9 protein-coding genes and 1 pseudogene are annotated in these 7,981 nt (G+C 66.4%); 5 read left to right on the top strand and 5 right to left on the bottom strand.

Going from position 1 to position 7,981, the window contains the following annotated elements:
- A pseudogene (locus tag G3N94_RS38085) lies at positions 1–534 on the bottom strand (MFS transporter); the annotation flags it as partial.
- A gap of 175 nt (positions 535–709) precedes the next feature.
- Here G3N94_RS38085 and G3N94_RS38090 point away from each other — a divergent pair.
- The 3 genes from G3N94_RS38090 (at position 710) to G3N94_RS38100 (ending at position 3,436) form a co-directional block, all read left to right on the top strand.
- Positions 710–1,381, top strand: a complete 672-nt coding sequence (locus tag G3N94_RS38090; RefSeq protein WP_205799373.1) for a pyridoxamine 5'-phosphate oxidase family protein — start codon at positions 710–712, stop codon at positions 1,379–1,381.
- A 357-nt stretch (positions 1,382–1,738) separates the two neighbouring features.
- Positions 1,739–2,032: an H-NS histone family protein gene (locus G3N94_RS38095; protein WP_124598948.1), complete on the top strand. Its 294-nt coding sequence runs from the start codon at positions 1,739–1,741 to the stop codon at positions 2,030–2,032.
- Between the two features lie 237 nt (positions 2,033–2,269).
- A complete protein-coding gene (locus G3N94_RS38100) occupies positions 2,270–3,436 on the top strand; it encodes a cation diffusion facilitator family transporter (protein WP_205799374.1) in 1,167 nt (388 codons plus the stop codon).
- 46 nt (positions 3,437–3,482) lie between these two features.
- Here G3N94_RS38100 and G3N94_RS38105 read toward each other — a convergent pair whose 3' ends face one another.
- The 3 genes from G3N94_RS38105 to G3N94_RS38115 all read right to left on the bottom strand — a co-directional run bounded on the left by G3N94_RS38105 (position 3,483) and on the right by G3N94_RS38115 (position 5,345).
- On the bottom strand, positions 3,483–3,953 hold the full coding sequence (locus G3N94_RS38105) for an Lrp/AsnC family transcriptional regulator (protein ID WP_006477376.1): 471 nt from the start codon (positions 3,951–3,953) through the stop codon (positions 3,483–3,485).
- A 79-nt stretch (positions 3,954–4,032) separates the two neighbouring features.
- A complete protein-coding gene (locus tag G3N94_RS38110) occupies positions 4,033–4,704 on the bottom strand; it encodes an exonuclease (protein ID WP_205799375.1) in 672 nt (223 codons plus the stop codon).
- Positions 4,701–5,345: an MBL fold metallo-hydrolase gene (locus G3N94_RS38115; protein WP_124598811.1), complete on the bottom strand. Its 645-nt coding sequence runs from the start codon at positions 5,343–5,345 to the stop codon at positions 4,701–4,703. Before G3N94_RS38115 ends, G3N94_RS38110 begins: the two co-directional genes overlap by 4 nt.
- A 645-nt stretch (positions 5,346–5,990) precedes the next feature.
- Here G3N94_RS38115 and G3N94_RS38120 point away from each other — a divergent pair.
- Entirely contained in the window at positions 5,991–6,599 is a 609-nt protein-coding gene (locus G3N94_RS38120) for a septal ring lytic transglycosylase RlpA family protein (protein ID WP_205799376.1), read from the top strand.
- A gap of 156 nt (positions 6,600–6,755) precedes the next feature.
- On the opposite strand, the gene rsmI is transcribed toward G3N94_RS38120, so the two are convergent.
- Positions 6,756–7,634, bottom strand: coding sequence for a 16S rRNA (cytidine(1402)-2'-O)-methyltransferase (gene rsmI / locus G3N94_RS38125; protein WP_205799377.1), 879 nt, complete (start codon positions 7,632–7,634; stop codon positions 6,756–6,758).
- On the opposite strand from rsmI, the gene G3N94_RS38130 reads away from it, so the two are divergent.
- The coding region (locus G3N94_RS38130; RefSeq protein ID WP_241022312.1) for a YraN family protein at positions 7,633–7,981 on the top strand (349 nt) is incomplete at its 3' end. The genes rsmI and G3N94_RS38130 overlap by 2 nt on opposite strands.

Raw genomic sequence — 7,981 nt, forward strand, 5'->3', positions numbered from 1 at the left:
TCCCGCCATGCCGGCCGACAGCAGCGCGCCGCCTGCCGCGGCACCCGCCATGCCGCCGACGCTGAACATCCCGTGCAGCGACGACATGATCGGCTTGCCGAGCGCGATCTCGACCGCGCTCGCCTCGGCGTTCATCGCGACGTCGAGCGTCGCCATCGAGAAGCCGAACAGCGCGAGCACCGCGAGCAGCAGCGGATAGTCGGGCACGACGAGAATCAGCGCCGCGCACGCCGACATCGCGAGGCCGCCCGCGAGGCACGCGGTGCGGGAGCCGACGCGCGCGATCCAGCGCGCGACCGTCATCATCGCGGCGATCGACCCGCCCGCGACCGCGAACAGCGCGACCGACAGCAGCGCGGGGCTCAGCGCGAACTTGTCGCGCACGGTCGGCACATGGACGCCCCACGATGCGTACATCATCCCGGCGATGAAGAACAGCGCCATCGTGGCGGTGCGTGCGCGCTGGCGAACCGGGAGCGGCAGGGTGCGATGCGCGACGGGCGGCGCGGCAAGGTCGGGGCAGGAATCGGACACGGATGACTCGTCGGAAGGAAAATGACCGGCGTCACGAACGCCGTTTGAGATTCGCCCGATTCTATCGAACCGCTTACGATTTCGCTGGCGGGTATGTGAAGGCCCTTTCCGCCACGAGTAACATCGATCCGCCGCGGCCCGCACGATGCGCCGCCTTTCGACTGCAGGAGTTTTCGTGAATATCGATCCCGCCCTTCCGCTGCACCTGCTGCACCGCTGCGCGCTCGGCACGCTCGCGACGCACTCACGCGACCCGCAAGGCTTTCCGTATCCGACGGTCGTGCCGTTCGCGCCGGATGCGCGCCATCGGCCGGTGATCCTGGTGAGCGGCCTCGCCGAGCACACGCGCAACCTCGTCGCCGATCCGCGTGCCGGGTTCCTCGTCGTCGATGCGCCGGACGGCGACGTGCTCGACGCCGAGCGTGCGACGTTGCTCGGCCGCTTCGCGCCCGTCGATGCCGACCCGCATCTCGTCGCGCGCTACCTGCGCTATGCACCGGACGCCGAGCGTTTCCTCGCGCTCGGCGATTTCACGTTCTGGGCGCTCGACGTCGAGCGGCTGCGCTATATCGGCGGATTCGGCCGGATGGGCTGGGTCGACGGCGCCGCGCTCGACCCGCGTGCGCCGCTCGCGTTCGACGACGAGCAGGCGCTGTGGGCGGCCTACGACGCCGGCGACGCGCGCCGGGCCGGCCTGGACCTGCTCGGCGTCGACCGTTATGGCGCCGACTGGCGGCGCGATGGTCAGCGCGATGGTCGTCGATTACGGACCGCATTCGACGCGCCGCAGGACGATATCGACCGGTTGCGCGTGCAGCTGATCGAGTGTGCGCGACGTGTGACCTGAAGTCGCAGAATGTGTATTGCTTATGTCAGTTGGCTATACAAGTCGGAATTTTCGATCCTGTCGTCAGATGATAGCTTTGATTTTTTCTGATGCAGGGTAATTGCGTATGTTGAAAGTCTTAATGCGTGATGTGTTATATCCTAATCTGCGTGTAAGGACGCAAGAATTTGAGATATGACCATCGCCGGTCGAATTGACCCGTGCGAATTACTATTCGAAGCCGGGATTTTTAATGCATGTTGCTTCAGGCGATTCTTTTCTGTGCTAATCTCTGCCTTCAAAATCCGAGGCAAAAATATTTCAGCAATGGTGAGCTGGCCACAGAGCGGCGCCATCGATCATTTGGAAAGGGAAACTATGTCTTCTTACAAGGACCTGCTGGCCCAGCGGGAGAAGCTGGAGAAGCAAATCGAAGAAGCCAAGTCGCGCGAATACGCCGAAGTGCTCAACGATGTGAAGCAGAAAATCGCCGATTACGGTTTTTCGCTGGTCGAGCTCGGCCTGAACCGTGCGAAGCCCGGTAAGGTTGGCCGTCCGCGCGCAGGTGTCGCCGCAAAGTATCGCGATCCGGAATCGGGCGCGACGTGGTCGGGCCGCGGCAAGCCGCCGCGCTGGATCGCCGGCAAGAATCGCGAGCAGTTCGCAATTTAAGCGTTTGCTTAAGTTGTGTGGCCAAAAGGCCGCGCGTCCGTTTAGCGGAGCGCGGCCTTTTTGCATGGTGCGCGTCGGGCGCGCGCGCGCCGTCACGAAAATGTCACGCACCGGTGTGAATGAAAATGCGAGCCGTTCGCATAAGCGGTTGATTTAAATGGGAAATTTAGGGTTATCGGAATAGAGTGGGGGCCAGGTTTGATAGAATCCGGCATCCCCTTCGATATCTCATATTTCATGTCCACCTTTCCCGGTGACGCGCAGAGCGCGGATAAGCACGCCGTCGCGCGCAAGAGCACGCTGGTCAGTATCGTGCTGAATGTCGTGCTGGCCACCTTTCAGATCGTTGTCGGTACTATTGCGCATTCGCAGGCATTGATTGCCGACGGTGTTCATTCTATTTCCGATCTGGTGTCGGATTTTGTCGTACTGGTTGCGAATCGCCATAGTGGTGCATTGCCGGACGCCGACCACAATTACGGGCACAGCCGCTACGAGACGGTTGCATCGCTGTTTCTCGGCGGGATCCTGATTGCGGTCGGCGTCGGCATGCTGTGGCGGGCCGGCGATCGCCTCGTGCATCTCGAGGACATCCCGCCCGTGCATTTCGCCGCGCTGATCGTCGCGGTCACCGTGCTGGTGTCGAAGGAAGCGCTGTTCCGCTACATGCTGCGCGAGGCGCGGCGCGTGCGCTCGGCGATGCTCGTCGCGAATGCATGGCATGCGCGTTCGGACGCCGCGTCGTCGCTCGTCGTCGCGATCGGCATCGTCGGCAGTCTCGCGGGCTTCCGGCTGCTCGACCCGATCGCGGCCGCGATCGTCGGCTTCATGGTCGCGCGGATGGGCTGGACGTTCGGCTATGACGCGCTGCAGGACCTGTCGGATCGCGCGCTCGACGAAACCGACACCACCGAGATCCGGGCGCTGCTCGCAGCGACGCCCGGCGTGCGCGACGTGCACGACCTGCGCACGCGCAAGATGGGCGACTCGGCACTCGTCGACGCGCACATCCTCGTCGATCCGATGATTTCCGTTTCCGAAGGGCACTACATCGCCGAGACCGCGCGTGCGCGCGTGCTGACGGACCGGCGCGTGCTCGATGCGCTGATCCACGTCGATCCGGAGAACGATGCCGCGCGCCGCCCGGCGCTCGCGTTGCCGCCGCGCAGAGAGATCGCGAAGCAGCTCGAGGCGGAGCTCGCCAGGCGCGGGCTGCGCGCGAGCGCGATCAGCCTGCACTACCTGAGCACGGGCCTCGAGATCGACGTGACGCTTGTCGCCGATCCGCACGCGAGCGGCGACGCCGACGCGGCGCTTGCCGAACGGCTCGATGTCGATGCGCTGGCGCGGCAGTTCGGCGCGCGCCGCATCAGTTTCACGCGCTCGGTATCGGCGCGCGCGTGATGTGTGTGCGTGATGCGTGCGCGGCCGTCGCCGGCCCGCGCTGGTGTTACAGCGGCAGTTGCGTGTCGAACTTGATTTCGCGCAGCACGACGCTCGTACGCACCTGCGACACGGCAGGGATCTTGAAGATGCGTTCGTGCAGAAACACGTCGTAGGCCTTGATGTCGGGCGCGACGATCTTGAGGATGTAATCGGCTTCGCCGGTCGTGCTGTAGCACTCGGTGACTTCCGGACAGGTCGCGATCTCGCGCTCGAACTGCTCGACGCCGCCTTCGTTGTGGCGCGTGAGGTGCACGTGCGCGAGCGCGCACACGTGCAGGCCGAGCTTCTCGCGATCGAGCAGCGCGGTGTAGCGCTGGATCACGCCCGACTGCTCCATGTCCTTGATGCGGCGCCAGCACGGTGTGCTGGACAGGCCGACCTGGTCTGAGATTTCCTGGACCGAGCGGCGCGCGTCGAGCTGCAGCAGGCGAAGGATTTTTTGCGAAAAGGAATCGAGCGTCACCTGCGCCTCCATGCGGCAGATACAACACTCCGAATGTTAGAGGCGCGAGGAAGGAAACGCAATCCGACGCGCCGTCACTGAGCGAGATTCGCTAATTTGCGCGGGGATCCGTGGGATTTTGCCCTGCCGCTCCGCTGTCGGCCCCGTCATCGGCCGCGGTGCCGGCGGAGGCCGTCCGCGCGGCGAGCGCGGCCTGTTGCACGCGCAGGTCGGCGAGCATGTTGCAGAAGAGCGCGCCTTGTTCGATCGCGTCGTCGAGCGCGACGTGCGTGTGCGGATGGTCGTCGAACCAGTGCTTCGGGAAGCGCGGCTTGATCGCCTTGCGGTACGGCAGGCCCGTCATCGCGAATGCGAGCGTCTTGATGTCGAGCGCCGACCACGAGAACGGGCAGCGGCCCGCGAAGCGCATCATGTACCAGAACATGAACGTGAAGTCGAAGCCGGCCGGCATCGCGACGAACACCGGCTTGCCGGGCAGCGCCTCGACCCAGTCGACGTACGCGACGAGTGCAGCTTCCGGCGCCTGCAGGTCGAGCCGGCACGCGGCCCACGCTTCGGGCTGGGTCTTCCACCACGCGTCCTGGACCGGATGCGGCGCGGCGCCCGGCAGCGTCTCGAGGTTTGCGGAGAACGTCGCGATCAGCCGCTTGTCCTCGGTGTACGCGGCGGACGCGAAGCTCAGCATCGAGTGCGGGCCCGGAATCGGGCCGTCGGCCTCGACGTCGGTGCTGACGTAGATCTCCGGAATCGCGGTCTGGCTCATCCGAACACCTTGTCCGACACGAACGGATTCGTGCGGCGCTCGTCGCCGAACGTCGACACGGGGCCGTGGCCCGGCACGAACGTGACGTCGTCGCCGAGCGGCCAGAGCTTGTCCTTGATCGAACGGACGAGGTCGGCATGGTTGCCGCGCGGGAAGTCGGTGCGGCCGATCGAGCCGGCGAACAGCACGTCGCCGACGATCGCGAGCCGGTGCGCGCGGCTGAAGAACACGACGTGGCCCGGCGTGTGGCCCGGGCAGTGATAGACCTCGAGCGTTTCGTCACCGAACTGCACGGTATCGCCATCGTTCAGCCAGCGATCGGGCTCGAACGCATCGGCGGCCGGAAAGCCGAAGCGCTCGCTCTGCATCGGCAGCTTCTCGATCCAGAAGCGCTCGTCTTCCTGCGGTCCCTCGATCGGCACGCCGTAGTGCGTCGCGAGCGTCTTCGCGCCCGCGCAGTGGTCGATGTGCCCGTGCGTGAGCAGCACCTTCTCGATCTGCACGTTCTGCTGCGCGACTTCCTGCTGGATCCGTTCGAGATCGCCGCCGGGATCGACGACGGCGGCGCGGCCGGTCGTCTCGCAGACGAGCAGCGAGCAGTTCTGCTGGAACGGCGTGACCGGGATGAGCGTGACTTTCATGGAAGCACCGGCGGCTAAAAGGTCCGATTGTACCGGGCGCGCGAGCGGCCTGCCGTGCGCGTGGCGCAGGAGTCGCCGCGCATGGGCGGGCAATCCCGGAGCATCCCGATTGTTACAGCCATAGCGAGAATCAATGGTCGGGACGGGCCGTTTTCCAGGACCACATTTTGATTTATGTATAATGCGGTTCATCACGCGTGATTTTCACGCGTTTCGCTGGTGTTCGAGCCCCGTCAGACAGGGGGCCATGAGCACCGTCAAAGCATCGGCCGCCGGGGAGTCCGGCGGCGAATCCAGCACCGATCGTTCGGTGCTCACGTCTTGTCCGGCCGGGTGCTACGCGCCCGCCGCGGCCTTGCTGCCGCAACGCCGGATGAGGCCTGTGCCGCCGTTCCTGTGCGTTGGCTGCAAGCAACGCGCGCGAACGTGAAAGCCATGTTCGATGGCGGCATGTGGGGTCTGGTCAGGCTGCCGGGGACAGGTTGCGCCAGACGTGAAAACTAATCAGGACGGTTGCGGCGAGTACGAGAGCCGCGCCCATGCAAGCCGCCTGCTCGCTTCCGAGCGGGGCGTGCACGCATTTGCCGTCCGGGCCGCGCATCAACCGTTGTGAAGGAGCGGCCCGAACCAGAAGGCGACACGTCGATGAATTTTCGATTTCCGAGCCGATTCGGGACCTTGGCAGTATTTCTCGCGTTGACGGGCTGTGCAGTGCAGCCCAGCCAGACGACCAGCAGCGCGAACCAGAAGAACGCGGTCAAGACGACCGGCGCCGCGAACGCGGACAACAACAAGTCGCAGATGAATTTCGATTCGGCGCTGGCATCGATGCCGGCCGCCGACAGCAAGGACGCGAAGAGCACGTCGCTGGCCGATGCGCAGCCGATCGACGGCGCCGACGTGTCCGATTTCCGTCAGAACGGCCGCGCATCATGGTACGGCAGGGGCTTCCACGGCCGCCGCACCGCGAACGGCGAGCGCTTCAACATGAACGCGCTCACCGCCGCGCACCGCACGCTGCCGCTGTCGTCCTACATCAAGGTGACGAACCCGTCGAACGGCAAGTGGGTCGTCGTGAAGGTCAACGATCGCGGGCCGTACAAGCGCGGCCGGGTGCTCGACCTGTCGTATGCGGCCGCGAAGATCATCGGTCTCGTGCACGCGGGCACCGGGCGCGTGAAGATCGAAGGGCTGTCGCCGCAGGAAGCGCGCGAGGCGCGCGACGAAATGGTCGCGTCGAACTCGGCGAAGTAACGCGACGCGGATCGCCTCGCAGATGCAGAAAGGGCTGCCTTCGGGCAGCCCTTTGTCATTCAGGCGCGGCGCTTTCCGGTGGCCCGGCGGCGGCCGTCGCCGTCGACCGGAGACCGGAGACCGGAGACCGGAGACCGGAGACCGGCCGCCGTGTCCTCAACCGTCCTTCAGCGCCAGCGCGCGCGCATACAGCGCGTTGCGCGGCGCGCCCGTCAGCGCGGCCGCGAGTTTCGCCGCGCTCTTCACCGGCACTTCCTCCAGCAGCAGCTTGAGCAGCGCATCGTGCGCGGTGTCGTCGGCCGTGCCCTTGTCGGCCGGCGCGCGTTCGACGACGAGCACGAACTCGCCGCGCTGCCGGTTCGCATCGCCTTCGAGCCAGGTCAGCCCTTCGGCCAGGGTGCCCTGGAACAGCTGTTCGTGTAGCTTGGTCAGCTCGCGCGCGATCAGCAGCCGGCGCGCGGGGCCGAATGCGTCGGCGAGCGCGGTGACCGTCTCGACGATCCGGTGCGGCGCCTCGTAGAACACGAGCGCATGCGGATGCGCGGCCAGCGTTTGCAGCTCGGCCGCGCGCTGCTTCGCCTTCGGCGGCAGGAAGCCCGCGAACGTGAACGTGCCGGCCCAGTCGCCCGCGACGCTGAGCGCGGTGACGGCCGCGCTCGCGCCGGGCAGCGGGATCACCGCGAAGCCAGCCGCGCGCACCGCGTCGACGAGCCGCGCACCGGGGTCCGAAATGCCGGGCGTGCCGGCGTCCGAGACGTACGCGACGCGCTCGCCGGCGCGCAGGTGCTCGATCACGCGCAGCGCCGCTTCGCGTTCGTTGTGCTCGTGTGCGGCGATCAGCGGTTTCGAGATCCCGTAGCGCGCGAGGAGCTGGCCCGTGTTGCGGGTGTCCTCGGCCGCGATGCGGTCGGCGAGGCCGAGCACGTGGAGCGCGCGCAGCGTGATGTCGGCCGCGTTGCCGATCGGCGTCGCGACGATGTAGAGCGCGGCGGCCGGGTAGTGCTGCGTGTGCGCAAGTTCAAGGAGGGAAGTCATGGCGGGCAACGCGCGCGGGCGCGGCGCAAGCGGAACAAGGTCGGCATTGTGCCATGGGGCGTCGTCCGGATCGTCCGGCGGCCGGCGTGATCCGCTGCGCGAGGGCGCGCAGGCAACTGCGCGTGACGACAACTTTTCCGGCGCGGTGCGATCCAAGTCGGTCGGTGCGGCATTCGAGGCGCGGGCGCGGCAGTTCCTCGAGCGCCGCCGGCTCGCGTTCGTCGCCGCGAACGTGACGATGCGTGGCGGCGAGCTCGATCTCGTGATGCGCGAGCCGGACGGCATGCTGGTGTTCGTCGAGGTGCGCGCGCGGCGCAGCGTCCGGCATGGCGGCGCGGCGGCGAGCG

The sequence above is a fragment of the Burkholderia sp. Ac-20353 genome (assembly GCF_017104785.1).
Taxonomy (GTDB): domain Bacteria; phylum Pseudomonadota; class Gammaproteobacteria; order Burkholderiales; family Burkholderiaceae; genus Burkholderia.

Coding starts and splice junctions, on each gene's coding strand:
- G3N94_RS38110 (WP_205799375.1), bottom strand. CDS start 4,704: ATGAGCCAGACCGCGATTCCGGAGATCTACGTCAGCACCGACGTCGAG.
- G3N94_RS38105 (WP_006477376.1), bottom strand. CDS start 3,953: ATGGAGGCGCAGGTGACGCTCGATTCCTTTTCGCAAAAAATCCTTCGC.
- rsmI (WP_205799377.1), bottom strand. CDS start 7,634: ATGACTTCCCTCCTTGAACTTGCGCACACGCAGCACTACCCGGCCGCC.
- G3N94_RS38120 (WP_205799376.1), top strand. CDS start 5,991: ATGAATTTTCGATTTCCGAGCCGATTCGGGACCTTGGCAGTATTTCTC.
- G3N94_RS38115 (WP_124598811.1), bottom strand. CDS start 5,345: ATGAAAGTCACGCTCATCCCGGTCACGCCGTTCCAGCAGAACTGCTCG.
- G3N94_RS38100 (WP_205799374.1), top strand. CDS start 2,270: ATGTCCACCTTTCCCGGTGACGCGCAGAGCGCGGATAAGCACGCCGTC.
- G3N94_RS38095 (WP_124598948.1), top strand. CDS start 1,739: ATGTCTTCTTACAAGGACCTGCTGGCCCAGCGGGAGAAGCTGGAGAAG.